The sequence below is a fragment of the Pseudomonas uvaldensis genome, assembly GCF_021271205.1.
In the GTDB taxonomy this organism is placed as follows: domain Bacteria; phylum Pseudomonadota; class Gammaproteobacteria; order Pseudomonadales; family Pseudomonadaceae; genus Aquipseudomonas; species Aquipseudomonas uvaldensis.
The window spans coordinates 183,703-207,635 of record NZ_JAIWKS010000007.1 but is presented as its reverse complement, the minus strand read 5'-3'; the positions used below and the strand labels follow the sequence as shown (position 1 = coordinate 207,635).

Sequence of the window (23,933 nt, the reverse complement as noted above, 5' to 3'; positions counted from 1 at the left end):
GGATACCGTCAGCATGAACGACAAGGTCAAAGCTCTTTCGCGCAATATCGAAGCGATTTATCCGCTGGCACCCATGCAGCAGGGATTGTTGTTTCACAGTCTGTTGCACCCTGGCAAAGGCATGTACCTGTTGCAATACCGTCATGTCATGGTCCTGCCGAATCTCGATCTGGCGGCGTTCCGTCAGGCCTGGGCGCAGGTGGTGGAGCGCCATGAGTTGCTGCGCACTTCCTTTGTCTGGAAGCAGCAGAAGCGTCCAATGCAAGTGGTGCACAAGCAGGTCGAATTGCCGATTACCTATGAGGACTGGTCGCATCTGAGCGAAGGTGAGCAACAGGAACGCCTGGAGCACTTGCTCAGTGAAGAACGGGCCCAGGGACTGGACTTCACCAAAGCGCCCCTGATGCGTGTCAGGCTGTATAAGTTGGCGCCCGATACCTACCAGTTCGTGCGCAGCTATCACCATATCCTGATGGATGCCTGGTGCTTCTCGATCATCATGATGGACTTCCTCAACGGCTACCGGGCCGCCCAGCAAGGTCGTCGTTTGAATCTGCCAGCGCCGCGCCCGTATCGCGATTTCATTCGTTGGCTGGAAACCCAGAAGCCGGAAGACCATCAGGCGTTCTGGCAACAACGCCTGGCGGGGTTCGACACCCCCAACGAGTTTGGCTTCGGGCATGTCGGCCGGGTTCAGGGGGCCGCGGAGCCCGTTGAAGACTGTGTCGAACATCTGGAGCTTGAGCAGACCCTCGCACTGCAAAGCGCGGCGGCCCGACACGGCATCACCCTCAACACCCTGGTGCAGGGGGCCTGGGCTTTGCTGCTGGCGCGTTACAGTGGTGATCGCGACCTGGTGTTCGGTATTACGGTCGCCGGTCGGCCGGTTCACCTGCAAGGCATGGAAAGCATTGTCGGTCTGTTCATCAACAGTTTGCCTCTGCGCTGGAACGTGCGCCCGGATGACGCGCTGGCCCCCTGGCTGAAGGCCTTGCAGACCGAGAACCTGACCCTGCGCGAACACGAAAGCGTGTCCCTGGCAGAGATCCAGCGCTGGAGCGAAGTGCAGCGCCAGGACCTATTCCAGAGTCTGTTCGTGTTCGAGAACGCGCCCATTGCCGCCGACTTGCGTCAGGGGCAACTGGATTACCTGATCAGCGACATGGCCAACCGCACCCACACCAACTACCCCATCACGGTGGTGATCGTTCCGGGTGAACGCCTGCATCTGCAATTGACCTATCAGACCGACTGGTTTCTGCGCGAAGAAATCGAGCAGATGCTGCGCCACTTCCGCACGTTGCTGCTGAACATCGGTGCGGCCCTGCACACTCACCCAGAGACACCGTTGCACCACCTGGCGATGCTCGATGAACGTGAAATCGCGCATCAGCATCAGGTCTGGGCCGGTGGAGGACTGGCGGCCGACGAACAGTTGCTGCAACCCTTGTACATCGAGCGATTGCAGCAACAGGTTCGCCTGACGCCCGAGCGCATTGCCATGGTTCACGGCGACCGAAGCCTGACGTTCGATCAACTGAACCGCGCCGCCAACCGTCTGGCCCGGCACCTGCGCGCCCAGGGCGTCAACGCCGGCGACTTGATCGCGGTGTTCGACGAGCGTGGCCTGGACCTGGTGGTGATGATCCTTGCCACCCTCAAGGCCGGTGCCGGTTGGCTGCCGCTTGACCCGCGCAATCCACCTCAGCGGTTGGCCCAGGTCCTGCGCCAGAGCCGTACGCCGTTGCTGGTTCACAGCGCGGGGCTGGGCGAGCTGGCGCTGGAGGCAGTGGATCTCTTGGAACAGCGTCCCAAAGCGGTGCTCTACGATCCTGCGGTATTGAGCAGCTACAACGATGAAGACCTGAACCTTGCGATCCACGACCTCTCGTTGGCCTATTGCATCTTCACGTCCGGTTCCACCGGCACGCCCAAAGGGGCCATGGTGGCGCACGCCGGCATGCTCAATAACATCCTCGGCAAATTGCCGGGGCTGGGGCTCGATGCGTCCGATGTCATTGCTCAGACCGCGCCGCAATGCTTCGACATTTCTGTCTGGCAGACCCTTGCCGGCCTGGTGCTGGGGGCACGCACCGTGATCCTCGGCGATTGCATCGTACAAGACCCCGATGCGCTGGCGTCGGCCATCGAACGGCACGGCATCAGCATCCTCGAAGCCGTGCCGTCGTTGATGCAGAGCCTGCTCGACGCCGGGCTCGAGCGCTCGCGGCTGCGCTGGGTGCTGGCTACCGGCGAGGCGCTGCCACCGGCCCTGGCGCGTCGCTGGTTCGACCGCTATCCCGCGATCCCATTGATGAACGCCTACGGGCCGGCCGAATGCTCCGATGATGTCGCGTTCCATCCGTTGCTCGAACGTCTGCCGGAACAACGGATCAACGTGCCCATCGGTCGCGCCACCCTGAACAACCGCTTGTACCTGCTCGATGCCGACCTGCAACCCATACCGGCCGGTGCGGTGGGGGAGATTTTCGTCGCCGGTGTCGGCGTCGGACGCGGCTATATGGCAGACCCGGCGCGCACGGCGGCGGTGTTCCTGCCGGACCCGATTGCCAACGATGGTTCGCGCCTCTATCGCACCGGTGACCTGGCGCGCTTCCTGCCCAACGGCGATCTTGAATACGTTGGCCGTACCGACCATCAGGTCAAGATTCGCGGGCACCGCATTGAATTGGACGAAATCGAAGCCTGCCTGAGCCATTACCCCGGCGTCCGGGAAGCGGTAGTCGTCGCCCGCGACGACCAGCAACGCGCCAAGGTGTTGGTGGCCTATGTCGTGGGCGATGCACAGCTGAGCATCGAGGCCCTGCGCGAGCATGTCCTGGGCCATCTTCCACACTACATGACACCGGGCGCGTTTGTGTTCCTGGAGCGCTTTCCGCTCAATGGCAACGGCAAGATCGATCGCAAATCCTTGCCCGCTCCGGATTTTGCCGCGCAGAGCCAGGCCCGCTATGTTGCGCCCATCAGCGAGCTGCAAGGCCAGATGGTCGAGGCGTGGCAAAGCGTGTTGGGGCTCGGCCAGGTGGGGGTCGAGGACAACTTCTTCGAGCTGGGCGGTCACTCGCTGCTGGCCACTCAACTGATTGGCCTGATCGGCAAACTCACTGGCAAGGATTTGCCCCTGCGCGTGGTGTTCGAGCGTCCGACCATCGCCGCCATGGCCGATTGGCTGGAAAACCAGGCTGGCACTGTAAAGGTATCGCCGACACTGTTGCCGCGTCCTGACAAACTGCCGCTGTCGTTTGCCCAGCAGCGTCTGTGGTTCCTGCAACAACTGGATCCCCACAGCCCCGCCTATAACCTGGCAGGCGCCGTTCGCTTGACCGGTGAGCTGCATATCGCCGACCTGCAGGCTGCGTTGCAGGCGGTGGTGGATCGGCACGAAGTGCTGCGTACCGGGTTTATCGAGCAAGCCGAGGGGCCGGGCCAACTGATCCTGGCCCGCTCTGAGCTTGAGCTGCCTTTGGTCGACGTGCCGAACGAAGAAGCGTTGCACGAGCTACTGCGTCAGGATGCAATGACGCCGTTCTTGCTGGAAACGGCTCCGCTGCTGCGCGCCAGGCTTTATCGGCTGGCCGCGGATGCTTTTGTCTTGTCGTTGAACTGCCATCACATCGTGGCCGATGGCTGGTCCCTGCAGTTGATCATCGATGAGGTGTGCACGCAGTACCGCAACAGGCGGCAAGGGGTGGCGACAACGCTGCCGGCGCCTTCGATGCAGTACGCCGACTACGCGCTCTGGCAACACCAATGGATGAACAGCAAGGCGTGCGAACAGGAACTGGCGTTCTGGCGCGAGCAGTTGGCCGGCGAGCTGCCGGTGCTGGAACTCGCGGCTGATTTTCCCCGTCCTGCCCAGGCGAGCCAGGCCGGTGGGCGTGTTGAACGGCGCTTGTCCGACGCCCTGACGGCACGCTTGCGCGCGTTCAGTGCCCGCCACGGCTGGAGCAATTTCATTCCGATGCTGACCGCGTTCCAGTTGTTGTTGCGCAGCCGCGGCGGTGCGGACGACATTCTGATCGGCGTTCCCGTGGCCAACCGGCACCACGGGGTACTCCAGCCCCTGGTCGGCTGTTTCGTCAACACGTTGGTGTATCGCAAGAAACTGTCGGGCGGGCGTAGCCTGCTGCAGCTGATGAGCGAGCTGCAAGCGCTGTCCGTGTCGGTTCAATCCCATCAGGACCTGCCATTCGATTATTTGATCGAGCAGCTCGGCGTGGTCCGGCAGGTGAGCTACAACCCGCTGTTCCAGGCCATGTTCAACTACTTCCCGGGCAATGCCTTGGAGCGTTTCGAACTGACCGATGTGATCGCCGAGCCGTTGGACAACCGTCCGGACAGCGCGTTGTGTGATCTGCACCTTGACGTGCGGGACAGCGAACACGGCATCAATCTGAGCTTGCAATACAGCAGCGACCTGTTCCGCGAAGAGACCGCCCAGGCGATGGCCGAGCAGTACCTGGCGATGCTCGAGGCGTTGATCGAGCACCCGGAAGGGGCGTTGGGTGAACTGGCGTGGCAGTCTGCGGAACGCTCCCTGGCCCGGATCGAGGGACCCGGCGTCACGGGGCACCAGGATCTTCTCCAGGCCTTTGCGCTTCAGGTCGCTCGACAGCCTGACGCGACGGCCATACTGGCCGGTGATGAGCGCCTGAGCTACGCCCAGCTGGAGCAGGCCGCCGAGCGACTGGCGGCTGCCCTGCAGGCCCATGGCGTTGGCATCGAGGATCGTGTCGCCCTCAGCCTGCCTCGTGATGCTCGCCTGCCCATGGCGATGCTGGCGATTCTCAAGGCCGGTGCTGCCTACGTGCCGTTGGCTGAGGATACCCCGCCGGAACGTGGCCGCTACATCCTCGAGGCGGCGCAACCCAAACTGTGCCTGGGCACCGGCGCGAGCCTGGCGGTGTTGGCGCAGTGGAACAGTGGCGTGGCGTTGCTGGACATCGATGCCCTGAGCACCACCGACCGCTACAAGGCCCCGGCATTGGCGGAGGATCAGCTCGCCTACGTGTTGTATACCTCCGGCTCCACCGGTCAGCCCAAGGGCGTGGCCATCAGCCGTGGCAACCTGATGAACCTGATGCTGGCCGTGGAGCAGGCCGTGCCCATGACGGCTCGGGATCGCGTCCTGGCATTGACCACCGCGACCTTCGATATTGCCATCGTCGAATTGCTGCTGCCGCTGGCACACGGCGCCAGCATCCTGTTGGCCGACCGCGAACAGGCGCGTGATCCCCAGGCGATCGATCAACTGTTGCTGACCGGGCAGCCGACAATCATGCAGGCTACGCCCGCGACCTGGCGAATGCTGGTGGCGCATACCTCGCGCAGCTGGCAAGGCGTGCGTGCGATTTCCGGCGGAGAGGCCTTGCCCTGTGCGCTGGCCGAAGCGATTGAGAACAGGGGCGCCAGGGTCATCAACGGTTATGGGCCGACAGAAGCGACGGTCTACAGCACCTTTGAAGTGCGCAGCGGTGGCGAGAGTGCTGGTGTCGAGGTGCCGATCGGGCATCCGGTTGCCAATACCGCCGCGTATGTCCTCGATGCCGATTTGCGGCCGGTGGCCGCCGGGGTGCCCGGTGAACTGTATCTGGCCGGGGCTAACCTCGGTCGGGGTTACTTTGCGGCGGCACGACTGACCGCGGCGGCGTTCCTGCCGGATCCGTTCGTACCGGGTGCCCGCATGTACCGTACCGGCGACCGGGTTCGACGCAACGTTCATGGCAGCCTGGACTACCTGGGACGGCTGGACTTCCAGGTCAAGCTGCGCGGTTTCCGGATCGAGCTGGGTGAAATCGAAGCGCTGCTGGCGCGTATCCCTGGCGTCCGCGAAGCGGCTGTCGTGTTGCTGGGCAGCGGTGAAACCGCAAGCCTGGTGGGGTACTACGCAGGCGACGCGCTGGACGAAAACATGCTGCGCGCCGCGCTCGCCGAGCAATTGCCGGACTACATGCTGCCGAGCCAGTTCGTTCGCCTGGACACCCTGCCGTTGAGCCCGAGCGGTAAGGTTGACCGCAAGGCACTGCCGGCACCGCAACAACGCGACGGACAGCGCGGTACGCTTTCCAGCGAATGGGAGCGGGAGGTGGCCCGGCTCTGGGAGGAACTGCTGGGCTGCACCGATGTTGGCGCGCACGACAATTTCTTTGCCCTGGGCGGCCATTCGTTGCTGGCGGCGCGCCTGGTGGCGCGAATTGCCGAACAGCATGGCCGGCGCCTGCCGTTGCGCACATTGTTCGAGCAGCCGGTGCTGCGCGATTTTGCGGCGCAGGTGGCGGCGAAAAGCGTTGAAGCCGAAAGCATCCTGCGTCCTTTCAAGGAACCTTTGGCACCACTGCATTTCACTCAGCAACGCCTGTGGTTCCTGGACCGCTTGCAAGGGGATACCCAGGCCTACCACTTGTCCCTCGCCTTGCGTCTGGAAGGTACCCTGCAACCGTCGTTGCTGGAGCAGGCGCTGCGGCAACTGAGCGACCGCCAGCACAGTCTGCGGACGGTGTTCAGCGAAACGTCCGATGGGGCGCGGCAGTCTGTCGAGGCATCTACCACGGTGCCGTTGAGCTTCGAACCGCTGGAGATGGACGAACAGTCTCCGGATTTCGCGCTGAGACTGAGCCAGGAAGCACAACGTCCCTTTGACCTGTCGGCGCCGCCGCTATGGCGGGTTCGTGTGTATCAGGGCCAGGACCTCAGTGTGTTGCAGGTCACCTTGCATCACATCATCGCCGATGCCCGTTCGCTGGAAATCTTCTTCCATGAGCTGCAACTGATTTACCAGGCCTTGCTGCAAGGGCGCAGCGCCAGCCTGCCGCCACTGCCGCTGCAGTTCTCGGACATTGCCGCCAGTTGGCAGAGTCCGGCCGGGCAGACGCGTATCGAATCGCAGCTTGAATACTGGCGGCGAACCCTGGAAGGGGAGCCGCCGGTGCTGAACCTGCCCACCGACAAGCCTCGTCCCGCCGAGCAAGGCTACAACGGCCAGCGCCTTCGCTTCAGCCTGCCGGCCACGTTGGTTAAGCGTGTGCGTGACACCGCGCAACGCCACGGGCTGACGGCGTTCGCGCCACTGCTGGCCGCCTGGAACATCCTCCTGGCCAGGCACTCGGGTCAGCGTGAAATCTGGATCGGCCTGCCGGTCGCCCATCGCCACCAGGCCCACACCGACAACCTGATCGGTTACTTCGCGACCACCCAAGTGCTGCGTAGTCACATCGATGCCCAGCAGCCGGTCGAGCAATTCTGGCAACAGTTGCAAGCCACGCACCTGGCTGCACAGCAGCATGCGGACGTGCCTTTCGAACGATTGGTCGAGGCGTTGCAGGTGCGCCGCGACCTCAGCCATACACCGCTGTTCCAGGCGCTGTTCAACCTGATCCAGCGCGATGCGGCAACGGGCGAGACGCGTTTCGCGGGCCTGTCGACGCAGCGGCTGGATGTGGAAAGCGACAGCGCCCTGGTGGATATCGGCTTGCACATCGAGCAGTACGGCGATGACTGGCAATGTGTGCTGGAATACAACACCGACCTGTTCCTGGACCGCACGGCGCGACGCTATGCAGACGAATATCTGCACCTGCTCGAGGGCATGCTGAAAAACACTCAGGCGCGCCTCTGGGACATTGACCTGGCCAATACCGATCATGCCCTGGCCCTGCGCCCCTGGAACCAGACGGCCGAGGCCTTGCCCCGCGAAGCGGACCTGATTGCCCGTTTCGAGCGCCAAGTGGCATTGACACCCGAGGCGTTGGCGCTCGACTGTCAGGATCAGCAACTGAGCTATGCCCAGCTCAATGCTCTCAGTAATCGCCTGGCCCATTGGTTGCGCACACGGGGCGTCGGCACGGATGACCTGATTGCCGTGTGCTTGACCCGAGGCCCCTGGTTGCTGCCGACGTTGCTGGCCATCCACAAGGCCGGCGCGGCTTACCTGCCGTTGGATCCACAACACCCGGCGGATCGTCTGCGTTTCATCATCGAGCATGCGCATCCGACCCTGGTGCTGAGCGAAAGCCTGTGTGGCGATGTGCTGGACGGTGTCGACAACGTCTGGCTCGACCAATTGTCGCTGGAGGCGTGCAGTGTCGAGAATCCGATGCTGGCGACCCACCCGGAGCAACGCGCCTATGTGATCTACACCTCGGGCTCGACCGGCACACCCAAAGGCGTGCAGGTCACGCGCCAGAACCTGAGCAACCTGTTGGCTGCTCTCGATCGGCAGTTGCCACTGAGCGCCGCGGATGTCTGGCTGGCCAGCACTACCTACGCGTTCGATATGTGCAAGCCGGAGCTGTTCCTGCCACTGGTCAATGGTGCGGCCATCCTGCTGGCCCGTCGCGAGCAGGTCGTCGATGGTCATCAGCTGTTTGCCTTGCTGCGCCGCGCGACCGTGTTCCAGGCCACGCCCGCCGGCTGGCAGATCCTGCTGGAAACCGCGCAGGCCGATTGGCCGCCCGTGCGCGGGCTGATCGGTGGTGAGGCGGTTGCCGCTGAGCTGGTGACCGAGCTGCGCAGCCGCGGCGTGGTGCTGATCAACGCCTATGGCCCGACCGAAACCACGGTCTGGTCGACGACGCAGGCGCTGCAAGACGTGCCGTCCGGCGTTGCCGATATCGGCTCGCCGCTGCTCAACACACGCTGTTATGTACTCGATGAAATGTTGCGGCCGGTCCCACTGGGCACCGTGGGTGAGCTGTATATCGCGGGCGCCGGGGTAACCCGTGGCTATCAGCATGCCGCCGCTACCACGGCAGCGGTCTATCTGCCCGACCCGTATGCCAATGAACCTGGCAGTCGCATGTATCGCACCGGCGACCTGGTACGCCGGCGCGATGACGGTCGACTGGCCTACGTTGGCCGCAGCGATTTCCAGGTCAAGGTGCGCGGGTTCCGCATCGAGCCCGGCGAGATCGAGTCGCTGTTGCGTCGTTATCCGGGCGTGGAGGAGGCGGTGGTAATGATCGACGCGCGCAGTCAGAGCTTGTTCGCCTGGCTGCAAGCGCCGAACCCGGTTGACTCGGCAGAGTTGCGTCGGCATCTGGAAGGCTTGTTGCCAGGCTACATGATCCCGGCGGGTTTCATCACCCAGCCACGGCTGGCCCTCAATGCCAACGGCAAGATCGACCGCAAGGCCTTGCCGGCGCCGCAACCGGTCACGATACAGGGCGTGGCGCCGCGCACTGAGTTGGAGCAGCAACTGGCCGAGATCTGGCAGGACCTGCTCGAATTGCCGCAGGTCGGGGTGTTCAACAGCTTCTTCGAATTGGGGGGGCATTCGTTATTGGCGATGCGCTTGATGACTCAGGTCGAGAGCCGTTTCGGTATCCGGATCGAGCTGCGTAGCCTGTTTCACAACCCAACGATCGCCGGTCTTGCCGAGCAGATCGAGAAACCCCAGGGGCCGTCGACGGACCAGGCCCTGGACGAAATGCAGCGCCTGTTATCAGAGATGGAAGAGTAAGGATGAGTGCGATGACGCAACAAGCGTTCCTGGAGATTGCGCAGCGGCTGGCTTCCTTGCCCGCGGATAAGAAAAAGATCTTTCGCCAGCGCCTGGCCGAGAAAGGTATCGATAGCTGGCGCCTGCCGATCGTTCCCGCCGTGCTTGCCGAAGACGGGCGCTTGCCGTTGGCGCAGGCGCAGCGGCGTTTTCTGTCGGCGGAGGCTCTGAGCAGTCGTGCGCTTTATAATTTGTGCTCGGTGCTGCGTTTCGACGGCCGCCTCGATGGCGAACGCTTGCAGCAGGCCATGCAGCAGTTGACCGACCGTCACCAGATCTTGCGCACCCGTTATACGACCGACCCGAATGGACAGTTGCAGTCTCATTGCGAGCCGCAAACAGTCATTCGGCCAACCGTTGAACGATTGAGCCTGGCTGCCGGCGAGTACGAGCAGTGGTGCGCCGATGAATACGCCCGACAATTGGCCGAACCCTTTGACCTCAGCCAGTCGGCACCATGGCGCTGGCAAGCGTTCAGCGATGCGCAGGAGCAATCGACCTGGTTGTTCTTCACCATTCATCATGTGGCCTACGACGCCTGGTCGGCCCAGCAACTGACCCTGGAACTGGCCGAGGCGTACCGGGCGCTGGCGGTGGATGAGCCTGCCCGGCAGCCCGAACTGAGCATCCAGTATGCCGACTACGCCGCTTGGGAACAGGAGTGGCTGGACAGCGAAAGCTGCCGGCAGCACGTCGATTTCTGGCGTGCACAGCTGGTCGATGCCCCCGCACCATTGACGTTGCCCCTGGATCGACCACGTCCGGCGCCCGCGCAACGCCGCCACAGCGGCGCGGTGCTGGCCCGCACGCTATCACCGCAGCTGACGACAGCGGTCGAAGCGGCTATCCGTAATCATGGGGTGACGCTGTACATCTACGGCCTGACAGCTTTCAGCTGCCTGCTGTCGCGTTACAGCGGCGAGAGCGACCTGTGCCTGGGCACCTCGGTCGCGCACCGTGATCGTCCGGAGCTGGTCCCGCTGATCGGGCCTTTGCTCAACACCCTGGTGATCCGTCAGCGCCTGCACGACAACCCGGACTTCGCCAGTGCACTGCTGCGCACCCGTGACACCGTCGCCGCCGCTTTCGATCATCAGCTGCTGCCTTTTGAAAAGGTGCTTGAGAACCTGGATCGGCCACGTTCGAGTCCGTTGTTCCAGGTCATGTTCGTCCAGGTGGACCTGCCCGAAAGCCGTACCCTGACATTGCCGGGTGTCGCGGTTGAAGTCCTGGATCCGCCGCAGCGTCATGCGCGCTTTGACCTCACGTTGCGCCTGGTGCGTACCGCTGATGCGGGTCTGCGCTGCGAGTTGGAATACAGCGACGAATTGTTCGATGCGGCGACCGTCGAGCAGATGCTGGACGACTTGCTGGCGATTCTCCAGGGGGCGTCCAGTCATCCCCAGCGCCGTCTGACCGAATTCCAGCTGGTTTCGCCGCCGAGTGAGGTGAGTGGTCCGGCATTGGGCGCGATGCCCTTACCGCTGGATCGGCAAGTGCTGCATTGGGCAGCGCATACGCCGACCGCGGCAGCACTGTGTAGCGTCAACGAAACCATCGACTATGCCACGCTCGGTGCCGCGAGCCGTGCGTTGGCCTCGCGACTGGCCGGGCAGGGGGTAGGTCCCGGGCAAGTGGTTGCGCTGTGCATGCCGCGTTGCGCAGAACAGTTGATGGCCACGCTGGCGTGCTGGCAACGGGGTGCGATCTGCCTGTTTCTCGACCCGGCGCAGCCGCCGCAGCGACTCGCGCAGTTATTGCAGGACAGTGGTGCGAGCCTGTGGGTGTCTTTGGCCGATGCCCCGGAAACCGGTGTCCGGATCGAGCGCCTGATACTCGGGGCCGCTGACTTGCGCGCCGTGATCTCCGAGGGCCCGGACGAGAGCCTCAGCCAGCCCGACTTGCCGGCTTATCTGATTTATACCTCCGGTTCGACCGGCCAGCCCAAAGGCGTGCTGGTCACCCACGGCAACCTGGCGCATTACGCCAGTGCGGTCGGTCAACGCCTGCAAGCGAAGCCGGGCAGCCGCTGGGCAACCTTGGCGACGGTGGCGGCGGACCTGGGGCTGACCTGCGTGTTCGCTGCGCTGAATGCCGGCGATCCGCTGATTCTGCCGCCAGCGTCGCTGACCTTCGATCCGCCAGGCTGGGCTGACTTTCTTGAGCAGCACCCGGTGGATTGCCTGAAGATCGCGCCTTCGCATTTGCGCGGGCTGCTGGCGCTGGACGATGCCCGACGTGTCTTGCCCAGGGATGTATTGGTCCTGGGCGGTGAGGGTTTCGATCACGCCTTGTTCGCACGAGTGCGCGAACTGGCACCGCAACTGCGCCTCTTCAACCACTACGGCCCTTCGGAAACCACGGTAGGAGTGATCTGCGGCGAAATCCAGTCGCTCGACTCGCTGGACCCGGGTCAGTATCTGCCCTTGGGTCAGCCGTTGGCGGACTGCCAACTGCGCATCGTCGACGGCAACGATGTGTCGGTGCCGCTGGGTGTCGCCGGGGAATTGCTGATCGGTGGCCCCCAGGTTGCCCAGGGGTATCTCGGCCAACCTGAATTGAGCGCCAAGGTATTCGGTTCCACCGCCCCAGGCCAACGCTTCTATCGCAGCGGTGACCGGGTTCGCCTGGATCGCAATGGGAACCTGGTGTTCCTCGGGCGTGGGGACGATCAGGTCAAGATCCGTGGTTTTCGCGTTGAGCCGGGCGAAGTCAGCGCCTGGCTCAAGGCTCAGCCTCAGGTTCGCGAAGGGGTAGTGCTGGCCTGCGAGGTGAAAGGGCGCACGCAACTGGTGGCGTACCTCAGTCCGTCCCTGGCGAGCGAAGCGTTGGCGAGCCTGCAAGCCGAGGCCAGACGTCAATTGCCGGAGCACATGGTGCCCAGCCATTGGTCAGTGCTGGACGCGTTGCCGCTGACGGCCAATGGCAAGCTGGATCGACGCGCTTTGCCTGAGCCGGCTGAGCAAGAATCGTCCGCTGCCTCCGTACGGCCACCCCGTGGTGCCACGGAACAGCGCCTGGCGCAGTTGTGGTGTCAGGTCCTCGGCTGCCCGCACGTCGGGCGCGAGGATGATTTTTTTGCCCTGGGCGGCGATTCGATCCTGAGTCTGCAATTGATCGGCCTGGCTTCGCGTGAAGGGCTCAAGCTGCAACCGCGGGATGTCCTGCAACACCCGACTCTGGCGGCCATGGCCCTGTGCATCGATGCTCGACAGGCCCCGGTGTTGCTGACCGTACTCACGGCCTTTCGTGAATTGCTGGAGCAGCCTGGCCTGGGGCCGGACGCGGACTTCTTTGTCGAGGGCGGGGATTCGATTCTCAGCCTGCAATTGATCGCGCGTTTGCGTCAGGCCGAACTGCGCCTGATGCCCCGGCAATTGCTGGAGAACCCGACTGCCCGGCAGTTGGCCGGAGTGCTGGCCGGCGCAGCCGCGCCGAGCGTTGCACCGCAATCGGCAACCGAAGCCTCGGAGCCGCAACGTGCACTGTCCCATGCCCAGCAGCGGGTGTGGTTCATGCAGCAGCTCGAACCGACCGCGACGGCCTACAACGTCACGCAGTTGCTGGCCTTGCGCGGTGACCTGGATGTGCCTCGCCTGCAACGCACTTGCCAGACCCTGGTCTCGCGTCATGAGGCCCTGCGTTGCAGGTTCTTCGAGGCGCAAGGGCAAGTCTGGCAGCGCCTGGATGAGACGGCCTCGGTCATTTTCAATGTGCACGACCTCAATGGTCTGGATGAGTCGCAGCAGGTAGCGGCCATCGCCGACGCCGCCAAGCGCGTTTTCGACCTGGGACAGGGACCGCTGCTGGCAATCGACCTGTTCAGTGTGGCGCCAGGTGATTACCGCTTGCTCTTCAATGTGCACCACATTGCCGTGGACGGCTGGTCCATGGGTTTGCTGGTCGAGGATTTTGCGCGGCTGTATCAGGATCAGGCCACGCCCGCGTCCACTGGGTTGTTGCCGTTGATCGAAGCACAGCGGCGAGGTCTGGAAGGAGAGCAGGGCAGCCAGCTGTTGGCTTATTGGCAACAGCGCTTGCAAGGCCTGAGCAACGAGCCGCTGGAGTTGCCGGACCACTGCGCCCGCCCGGCGTTGCAAGCGTACGCCGGTGCCCGTGCCGAGTTTTTCTTCCCCAGTTCGCTGAGTCGGGCCATCGATGCCCGGGCCAGGGCAATGGGCGTCACGCCGTTCGTGCTGTATTTCGCCGCCTACCAACTGCTGCTCTGGCGTCATGCTCGGCGCAGTGATTTCGCCATCGGCTTGCCCGTGGCCGGGCGCGAATCGGCTGAGAGCCAGGCACTGGTCGGTTTGTTCGTCAACACGTTGGCGCACCGGGTACAGATCGATGCCCGGCAAAGCCTGCAATCCTTTATCCACGACCTGAATGGGCGGTTGGCCAATGACCTGGCCCATCAGGCGCTGCCGTTCGAGCACTTGCTGGACGTGCTGAACGTCGAACGTAGCCTGGACCGCACGCCGGTATTTCAGGCGATGTTCAACTATCAGGCTGACCACCGCGATTCGCGCACCCTCAGCCTGCCCGGCATCAGCGTGGAATCGTTGGCGCTGCCCGATGGCGTGGTGAGTGCCAAGTTCGACCTGACGTTCAATGTGTTCAGCCAGGGCCGTGGGGCCGATGCCCGCACCGGTCTGATCGTCGAATACGCCACCGCGTTGTTGCGCCCCGACACCAGCCAGCGACTGGCGGAGGACTACCAGAGCTTGCTCGCCAGTCTGGCCAGCCTTGACCTTCAACAGCGCTTGCTGGAAGTCCCGCTGGGTTCAGTCGCGACCCTGGACACGGCGGGCCCGTCCACGCGTTTGATGGGCGAAGCGGATTTCGTCACGCGCTTCGAAGTACAGGCCGCCGTCCATCCTGATCGTATCGCGGTGTGCTGCGCCGATCGCCGCTTGAGCTACGCCGAACTGGATGCCCAAGCCAACCGCCTGGCCCATTGGCTGCTGGCGCAGGGCGTCGGGCAAGAGTCGACGGTCGCCTTCTGCCTGCCGCGAGACGAAAGGCTACTGGTGTGCCTGTTGGGCATCCAGAAGGCCGGCGCAGGCTACCTGCCGCTCGACCCTGCACATCCAGCGGCAAGGCAGGCGCAGATTCTCACTCGGGCGCGGCCGCAATTGCTGCTCTCGGACACGCTGTTCGCAGACGTGCCCGGGCACCTGCGCAGTTGCCTGTGGGCAGACCTGCCGTTGTCCCAATTCCCGACACACGCACCGGGCCTGGCGACGACCCTCGAGCAATTGGCTTATACCCTCTACACCTCGGGCTCGACCGGACAACCCAAGGGCGTGCAGATCAGTCGAGGCAGTTTCGCCAACTTCCTGCTGGCCATGGAGCAGGCACTGCCGCTGGATAATGTGCAACGTTATCTGGCCCTGACCACCGTGACCTTCGACATTTGCGGCCTGGAGCTGTGCCTGCCGCTGGTACGCGGCGGCACGGTGGTGCTGGCCGATGATGAGGAGCGACAGGACCCTCTGTTGCTCGCAAACCTGATTCAGGACCAGGCCGTGGATCTCATCCAGGCCACACCGGCCACCTGGGCGATGCTGTTGCAAGGCGATCGCCAGGTACTGGCCGGGCGTGTGGCCCTGGCTGGTGGTGAGGCGCTGGCGGCGGAGATGGCGAGCGAGCTCAGGCAATGCGTGGCTCACCTCGTCAACGTCTACGGCCCGACGGAGACCACAGTGTGGTCCACCCAGACGCCGATCGATGTCCTGCAAACGCCCGTTGCCCCGATTGGCCGGCCGTTGCTCAACACCCGTTGCCACGTCCTGGATGAACACCTGTGCGAAGTGCCGCCCGGCTGTGTGGGCGAGCTGTATATCGCCGGTGACGGTCTGGCACGCGGTTACGCCGGACAACCGGGATTAACTGCCGAACGCTTCATCGCCGATCCGTTCAGCCGCGAGGGCGGGCGGTTGTACCGCACCGGTGATCTGGCGCGTTGGCAACCCGATGGACAGCTGTATTACCTGGGCCGCACCGATGACCAGATCAAATTGCGCGGTTATCGCATCGAGCTGGGGGAGATCGAGGCTGTGCTCCTCAGCCATCCCGATGTATTGCAGGCGGTCGTGGCCGTGCAAGGCGAGCATCTGGCCGCCTTCTGGGTCGCCAGTAGCGCTAACCCACCTGACGAAACCGCGATCCACAGCTATTTGCAGGCCCGTTTGCCGGCCTACATGCTGCCGACGCATTTGCAGGCGCTGGAACAACTGCCCCTCAATACCAACGGCAAAGTGGATCGCAAACAACTGCCGCGGCTGCAATTGGACGTCAGCGGTACTGTCGCCGTCCAGCGTGCTCTGACGGCCAGCGAGACCCTGTTGGCCGAGGTCTGGGCGACGGTGTTGAACCGGCCGCAGATCCCTGTCGACGGGCATTTTTTCCAGTTGGGCGGACACTCGCTGATGGCGGCCCAGGTGCGTGCGCGCTTGCGCGAGCAGGGCCTTGAAGTGCCCTTGCGCTGGCTGTTCGAAACGCCTGTTCTGGCGGACCTGGCGCAGCGCATCGAGGGCCTTGCGCCTCACCTGGACCTCGCTTCGTTGCAGATCCCTCGCGTCGACCGACAGATAGACCAGCCCTTGTCCTCGGCGCAGCAACGGGTCTGGTTGATGCAGCAGCTGGATCTGGCTGACAGCAGCTTCAACATGAGCAGTAACGTACGCTTGCACGGACAGCTGGACTGCCAGGCCCTGGAGCGTTCATTGCAGCGGTTGGTGGAACGCCATGCGATCTTGCGCACCACCTATCACCAGCGCGGCGGCGAGTTGTACCAGCGGATCCACGCACAGATGTCGGTGGCGTTGCAAACAATCGTGTCGAGCGCGGCGCAGTGGCCGGCCGATGCCCGCGACGTTGCACTGCGACCGTTCGACCTCGCCGGCGAGGCACCGCTGCGGGCGGTCCTGTACCGGCTCGGTGAGCAGGACCACGTGCTGCAACTGGTCATGCACCACATTGCTTCGGACGGCTGGTCCGGCGCCGTGCTGGTCGATGAACTGATCCAGGGTTACGAGGCCTACAGTGCAGGTGTGCTGCCGCCACAAGATGAACTGGCGATCCAATACGTGGACTATGCGGTATGGCAAGGTTCTGCCCCAGTACAGCAGCGTCAGCGTGAGGGCCTGGATTTCTGGCGACAGACCCTGGCCGGCATTCCCGCCCAAGTGCCGTTGCCGTTCGATTTCCCACGCCCGGAGCGCGACAGCGGCACCGGGGCGGCGCTGGACTTCCAGTTGCCGGCGGCCACGGTTGGCCGGTTGAAAGCGTTCGCGCAAGACAGCGCAACGTCACCGTTCATGCTGCTGCTGACGTGTTATGCCGCCGTGCTGCAGCGCGAAACCCAAGGGCGCGACCTGGTCATCGGGACGGACGTGGCCAACCGCGAGCATCCTGCCACCGAGTCGTTGATCGGCTTCTTCGTCAATCTGCTGGCCTTGCGTATCCGCCTGCAACCGGAGCTGAGTTTCCGTGAGCAAGCGCAGCAGGTCCGGGAAGTGTGCCTGCAAGCGTTCGCCTGGCAGGACACGCCGTTCGAGCGTGTCGTCGAATGCCTGGAGCTGCCACGGGTGGCGAATGTCCACCCGCTGTTGCAAACCTTGTTCGTGCTCGACAACACGCCGCGCCAACAACGCCAACTAGGCAACTTGCAGGTCGAGCCACTGACTGGCGAGCAGCACCATTCCAAGTTCGACATGGCCCTGTTCGCCAGCGAAGACGGCGACGCGATCAATCTGCGCTGGGTGTATCGCACCAGCCTGTTTCGCCGGGCCACGGTCGAACGCCTGCGCGATGCTTTCCAATCGCTGCTGGACATGGCCCTTGGCGCGCCAGATAACCCAATCGATACCCTGATCAAGACTCCAGGAGGAGCTGCCGCAATGTCCACGGACAATCCGCTGCAACGCAAAATGAGCAAATTGGGCAAGATGCGCCAGAGCGGGTCGCCTGTCACTCGCGAGCCCTTCGAAGCCCGACCGCTGCGCGAAGGCTCGAAGTTCCCCTTGTCGATTCAACTGCGTGACCGCGAACTGACGCCGGCCATCTGGGCCGAAGCCAACCGCGAGAAGGTCGAGAACTGGCTGCTCGACCACGGTGGCATTGTCTTTCGTGGCTTCGATCTGCCGACGCCGGCGGCTTTCGAAGCGTTCTGCCAGGCCCTCTGCCCTCAACTGTATGGTCAATATGGCGACCTGCCGAAGGAAGAGGGTGGCAAGAACATCTACAAATCCACACCCTATCCCAAGGACCGGATGATCCTGTTCCACAACGAGAGTGCCCATCAGCATCGCTGGCCGCGTCGGCAGTGGTTTTACTGCCAGATCCCGGCCACGTCGGGGGGCGCGACCCCGATTGTCGACAGTCGCCAGGTCTACCGGGAACTGCCGGCCTGGCTGCAAGCGAACCTGCGGCGCAAACAACTGATGTATGTGCGTAATTTCAGTACCAGCCTGGACGTCAGCTGGCAGCATTTCTTCCAGACCGAAGAGCGGGCCGACGTCGAACGGATCTGCCGTGAAAGCAACATCGAGTTCCAGTGGCGCGGAGCCAACGACCTGCACACCCGTCAGGTGTGCCCGGCGGTCATCCTGCACCCGCTGACCGGCGAGGAGAGTTTCTTCAATCAGATCCAGCTCTATCACCCGGCCTTTCTCGATGCTGACGTGCGCGAACAGTTCCTGCGCGACGGTGAAGCTTCGATGCCCCGGCAGGTGTTCTACGGCGACGGGTCCGAACTTGAACCGCAGGCTATCGAGGCCATCAACACGGCCTACGAGCGTTGTGCCGTGCGTTTCGATTGGCAGCAGGGGGATGTGGTCATGCTCGATAACATGATGGCGGCACACGCCCGGGACCCGTTCGAGGGCGAGCGCAAGATTGTGGTGGCCATGGGGGAAATCTATGGTCGTGACCAAGTGATGGCTGCGCCGGCGCAGACTGAAGAGACACACGCAGAGTTGGAATCATGATGGACCTCGGACTCACGCTTTCACCCCAGCAAAAACAATTGGCCCAGGCCAACCCGCAAGCCTGGCGCTGGGCTCGGATGCAAATGACGGGCGTGCCCGAAGGCATCGTCGAACAGCGCTTGCGTGATTGCCTGCGGCAGCATCAAGCGTTGCGCCTGCGCTACCAGCGCCCGGTTGGCGCCACGGGCTTGCGCCAGCGTGTTGTCGAGCCCTTCGAGCTGCGCCTGGACTGGCGTCAGGGGCGCTCGGGTGACACGCAGAATGAGCAAACGTGGCTGCGCGACGCTCAGCAGCATTGCCTGACCGAACAGCCCGATGTATTGGCCTGGTTGCTCGACGATTGGCTGCTCCTGGCGGTCCCGGTGTATTCGTTGGATCAGCGCAGCCTGATCCAGTTGCAGGCGCACTTGCTGGGGCGCGCCGTGCCATTGGACACCGAACCCATGCAGTACGGCGAATACGTCGAATGGATCAACGGCCTGCAATTGGATGAAGATGCCGAGCAGGGCGTGCAGTTCTGGCGTAACCAGGCCTTGCAGGACGTGCCGGGCATGCGTTTGATCGAACGTTATGGGGTCGCCAGCGGCCAGCATGCCGTGGTCCGGCTGACGCTTGCGCCGACGCTGCCGGTGGCGTTGAACGCCCTGGCCGAGCGCGAAGGCCTGGCGGTCGAGCCGCTGGTCCTGGCCGCCTGGGGAGCATTGCTGGGCAGACTCAATGGGCAGCCGCACGGCCAGTTGGGTTTGCAGCATGACCCTCGTGACGACTATGAAGAGCTATCGGGCGCCTTCGGGCTGTTCGAGCAGACCCTGCCGATGACGGTGCGGATGTCGGAGCACAGCACCTGGATCAACCTGGCACGGCCGTTGGCACGGCAATTGGAAAACGCGGTGGCCTGGCAGGAATATGTGGGCCAGGCCCAGTTGCTGCCCGACTGGCGCGCCAGCTTCCAGGCCGGGCTGCGTATCGTGCATACACCGTCGCTGCAAGGCGTACAGGTCTTGTCCTTCGACACCCCGGTCGAACTGCAATTGCAGCTGACACTCGATGCCCGGGGCAGCGCAGAGCTGATGCTGGCCTACGATGATGGCCTGTACCGTGACAACCAGATGCAAGTGTTGCTCAAGCGCTTCGGCCATTGGCTCGAGCAATTGATGCAGTCACCCAACGAGCTCATCCAGCGCGTCGATTGCCACTTGCCCGAGGAACTGTCGGCGTCGCCGATCCGTCCCGCCCTGGTGCCGGATCTCGATATCGTCGCCACCGTGCGCGAACACGCGCGGACACAACCGGATCGGCCGGCGCTGCGCTATGCCGAGCAAATATTCTCCTATGCCGAACTCGATGCCCTGAGCGATCGTGTTGCCGGCAGCCTGCATCAGGCCGGCGTCGGCCGTGAGCAGGTGGTCGGCCTGTACTTGCCGCGTGGGGCGCAGATGTTGATCGCGATGCTGGCCTGCTTCAAGGTCGGCGCGGCCTATCTGCCCCTGGATCCGCAGCAACCACCCCTGCGTCTGGCCGGCATTCTCGAGGATGCTCAACCCGCACTGTTGCTGCATCTGGAAGGGCTGCTGCCCGAGACCTCGGTCGATACGCTGTGCTGGTCGCAGGCATGCGTCGGGCCAGTGTTCGATACGCCGGTGCAGGGCGCCGCGCAAGATCTGGCCTACGTGCTTTATACCTCGGGCACCAGCGGCAAGCCCAAGGGCGTGCAGATCGAACAAGGTCAGTTGCGCCATTACGTCACGCAGGTGACCCGCGCGCTGCAGTTGCCCGAAGGCGGGCATTATGGCCTGGTCTCCTCGCTGCTGGCGGACCTTGGCAATACTGTGCTGTTTCCGGCCTGGTTGCAGGGCGGTTGCGTGCATGTGCTGGAACAATCCACCGTGACGGATGCGCGGGCCTTCGCCGAGGAGCTGGAGCGCCACCCGTTGGACGTGCTCAAGATTGTCCCTTCGCACCTTGAAGCCCTGATGGGCGAACATGCGGCCGAGGCTGTTCTTCCACGTCGCGTTCTGGTCTTGGGCGGGGAGCCGATCAGTGAGCATTTGCTCAGTCGTCTGGCCCAAGCGAAACCAGCCTGTCGCTTGTACAACCATTACGGTCCTACGGAGACCACCGTGGGGGTGTTGTGGCGGGCGATCGATATCGACCAGGGCGTGAGTGGCAGTGCCTTGAATCAAGTCTTGGGCGATAACCGTATCCATCTGCTCGACGAGCAGCAACGACCGGTGCCACCTGGCCAGGCCGGGGAGTTGTGCATCAGCGGGGCCAGTGTCGGGCGCGGTTATGTGGGCGGTGTCGGCGGCAGTGCCTTCGGTGTCGATCCAGACGGCAGCCGCCTGTATCGCACCGGCGACCTTGCCTTGCGCCAGGCCGATGGTGCGCTGCGCGTGCTCGGACGCAACGATCAGCAGGTGAAAATCCGCGGGTTCCGCCTGGAGCTGGCGGAAGTGGAACAGGCGTTGTTGGCCCAGCCGGGGGTATTGCAGGCCGCTGTCTTGCTGGAGGGTGAAGCCGACCATGCCCGCTTGCTGGCGTTCGTGGTCAGGGACGAGGTCGTGTTGCAGACCACTGATCATCTGGGGGCCGCCCTGGCTCGCCAGTTACCGGACTACATGTTGCCCAGTGCCATCCTTGCGCTCAAGACCCTGCCCCTGAACAGCAATGGCAAGCTGGATCGCAAGAGCCTGCTCGAACGCGCCAGGCAGCGCTTGCAGAGCACCCGCGTAGCACCTGCAGGTGAGCTGGAAACGGCCATCCTGGCCATCTGGTGCGAGGTGCTCGGCGTTGACGAGCTGGGCGTGACCGACCACTTCTTCAATGTCGGCGGACATTCCCTGGCCGCGATCAAAGTGGTCTCGCTGATTCGCGAGCGGCTGTCCCTCGAGTTGCCGACCAACCTGCTGTTCGAACGGCATACTGTGCGTGACCTGGTCCGAGGGCTGGACAACCACGACAGCGGCGGCCCCTGGAAGGTCTTGCAGGACGCGGATGAGCATGCGCCGGCCTTGCTGCTGGTGCATGGCGCACAAGGGCATCTGCAGGCGTATCAGCCGCTGGTGGACAACCTCGAAGGCAACGTCGCGGTCTTTGGCCTGGCCGCCCTGGAAAACGGTTGGGGCGAGGGCGACATGGATGCGTTGTTGCAGCAATACGTGGCGAGCATCCCCGTTCAGCTGAAACAACGCCCGTTGGTGCTGCTGGGTTGGAGCCTGGCGTCGCGACTGGCGTTGCTGCTGATTCCCGCTCTTCAAGCCAATGGCTTCAGCGTCGAGGGGCTCGTGGTACTCGACCACGATGCGCAGCGCAGCCTGGCCGGCGAAGGCGATGAGGCGGGGCAGTTGATCGCCGATTTCGCTTTCTACTGCCGCAGCCACGCCCAACCCATGGGCGAGTCGCTGCGTGAGCGTTTGACGGGCCTGTTGGCCGGTCATGACTACGCCGAGGGGGTTGCCCGGCTGCTCGACGATGCCCAGGTGCGAGCACACCTGCAATGGGGCGCCGCCGATGCGGATTTGCTCAAGCTATTGGCGCAGTATCGGGCGATCAAGACGCGCTTGTATGAACAGGCGTTGCCCATCGTCGACGTACCGCTATGGCTCTGGCGCGGCAATGCCCATGCCGATTTGCGGGCCTCGTGGCAGGCGTATACTCGGCACGCTGTTCATCAGTGGACGCTGGACGTGGGCCATCACGAGATGCTCGGGGAGCCGCGACTGGTCGAAAGCCTGCTGCCTTTACTGTTGGAAACCTCTGCCAAGGTGGTGTCTGCCCCATGATCCTATTGAAAGAACTGCTGCATGACGCTCGATGGCGCATTCTGCTGGCGATTCTGAGCAGCGCCTTGAGCGCGGCCACCAGTATCGGCCTGATCGGCTACATCAACCGCAGCCTGGAGCACGGTCTGGACGATATCGGCCGCGGCTTGTTGCTGTTCGGTGGCTTGCTGATCCTGCTGTTCCTCAGTGGTATCACGTCGCAATGGTTGCTGGTGCAGATCGGGCACCGCCTGGTTTACCAATTGCGCCTGCGGCTGGTGGGCAAGGTGTTGGGCACCGCACTCGAACGCATCGAGCGGCTGGGCAGCCCGCGTATCTACAACGCCCTGACCAAGGACGTTACCACCGTCGCCACGGCGTTCAAGCAGCTGCCGATCTCCCTGTACAACGGCCTGTTGCTACTGGCTGGGCTTGCCTACATGGCGTGGCTGAGCGTACCGTTCTTTTTGCTGACCCTCGGTGTGATTGCTCTGGGGGTGGGGCTCGATGTGTTGCTCGGGCGCAAGGTCAAGGGCTTGATGCAGGCGGTACGCCGACAGGATGACCAGTTGACCGAGCAATTCGAGGCTGCCATTCAGGGCCGCTGCGAGTTGGGCCTGAGCCGGGAGCGCCGGCACCTGCTCTATGAGCATAAGCTTGAACCCATCGCCCGGGCCTCGCTGGATGCGTCGGTACGTGCCGACACCCTGTGGGCGGTGAACCTGAACTGGACGACACTGCTGGTGTTCGTGCTCATCGGCACGCTGTTCTTTCTCGGCCAGGGGCTTGGGTTGCTCAGCCAACAGGTGGTGGTGGGCTACGTGCTGGCGATCATGTTTCTGCGCACGCCGATCTCGATGATCCTGGATGCCATTCCTGCGGTCATTCGCGGCCATGTCGCCTTGCAGGCCATCGATGCCCTGGCATTGGGCGAGACGGTGCAGTTCAAGACCCCTGCGCAAGCGGCAGAACCCTTCGGCGAGTTACGCCTGTCAAACGTGCGCTATCGCTATCCCGGGCAGAGTGACGAGTTCGCGTTCGAGCTGGGGCCGATCGATCTGTCGATTCGTCGCGGGGAGTTGATCTTCATTGTCGGTGGCAATGGCAGTGGTAAGTCGACTTTGGCCAAGCTGCTGACGGGACTCTACGTGCCCACTTCGGGGAAGGTTTCGCTCAATGGCGTGGTGCTCGATGCCAGCACCAGCGAGTGGCATCGCGAGCATTTCGCGGCCATTTTTGCCGACTTCTATCTGTTCGCCGATGTGCTGGGCGAGGCGGGCAACCATGAAGGCCTCGAAGCTCGGGTGGATCACTACCTCGACCGCCTGGGACTGGCCCACAAAGTCCAGTTCGCCGCCGGGCGTCTGTCGACCACGGCGCTGTCCCAGGGCCAGCGCAAGCGCCTGGCGCTGTTGTTGCTGATGATGGAAGGCCGGGAAGTGTTCCTGCTGGACGAATGGGCGGCAGATCAGGATCCGGTGTTCCGTCATGTGTTTTACAACGAGCTGCTGCCGGAATTGAAGGCGGCCGGCAAGACGGTGATCGCAATCACCCATGATGACCGTTATTTCGACGTGGCCGACCGGGTCTATCGTCTCGATTACGGTCGTCTGGTGGATTATGACCGAACGGCGGAAAACCCGTTCCAACTGGCAAAGTAAG

The 23,933-nt window shown here is 63.4% G+C and carries 4 protein-coding genes; all 4 read left to right on the top strand.

The features are described 5' to 3' along the window. The first annotated feature begins 13 nt into the window (after positions 1-13). Genes LCU97_RS18000 through LCU97_RS17985 form a run of 4 tightly spaced genes read left to right on the top strand, consistent with a single transcriptional unit; the run spans position 14 to position 23,932 of the window. Positions 14-9,478: a non-ribosomal peptide synthetase gene (locus LCU97_RS18000; protein WP_232777369.1), complete on the top strand. Its 9,465-nt coding sequence runs from the start codon at positions 14-16 to the stop codon at positions 9,476-9,478. Between the two features lie 11 nt (positions 9,479-9,489). Continuing rightward, positions 9,490-18,510, top strand: a complete 9,021-nt coding sequence (locus tag LCU97_RS17995) for a non-ribosomal peptide synthetase (RefSeq protein WP_232777368.1) — start codon at positions 9,490-9,492, stop codon at positions 18,508-18,510. Next, the gene (locus LCU97_RS17990; protein WP_232777367.1) at positions 18,507-22,292 is read left to right on the top strand and encodes a non-ribosomal peptide synthetase; all 3,786 of its coding nucleotides are present in this window, start codon (positions 18,507-18,509) and stop codon (positions 22,290-22,292) included. The genes LCU97_RS17995 and LCU97_RS17990 overlap by 4 nt, the downstream gene beginning before the upstream one ends. Further along, positions 22,289-23,932, top strand: a complete 1,644-nt coding sequence (locus LCU97_RS17985; RefSeq protein WP_232777366.1) for a cyclic peptide export ABC transporter — start codon at positions 22,289-22,291, stop codon at positions 23,930-23,932. The genes LCU97_RS17990 and LCU97_RS17985 overlap by 4 nt, the downstream gene beginning before the upstream one ends. The last annotated feature ends 1 nt before the right edge of the window (position 23,933 follow it).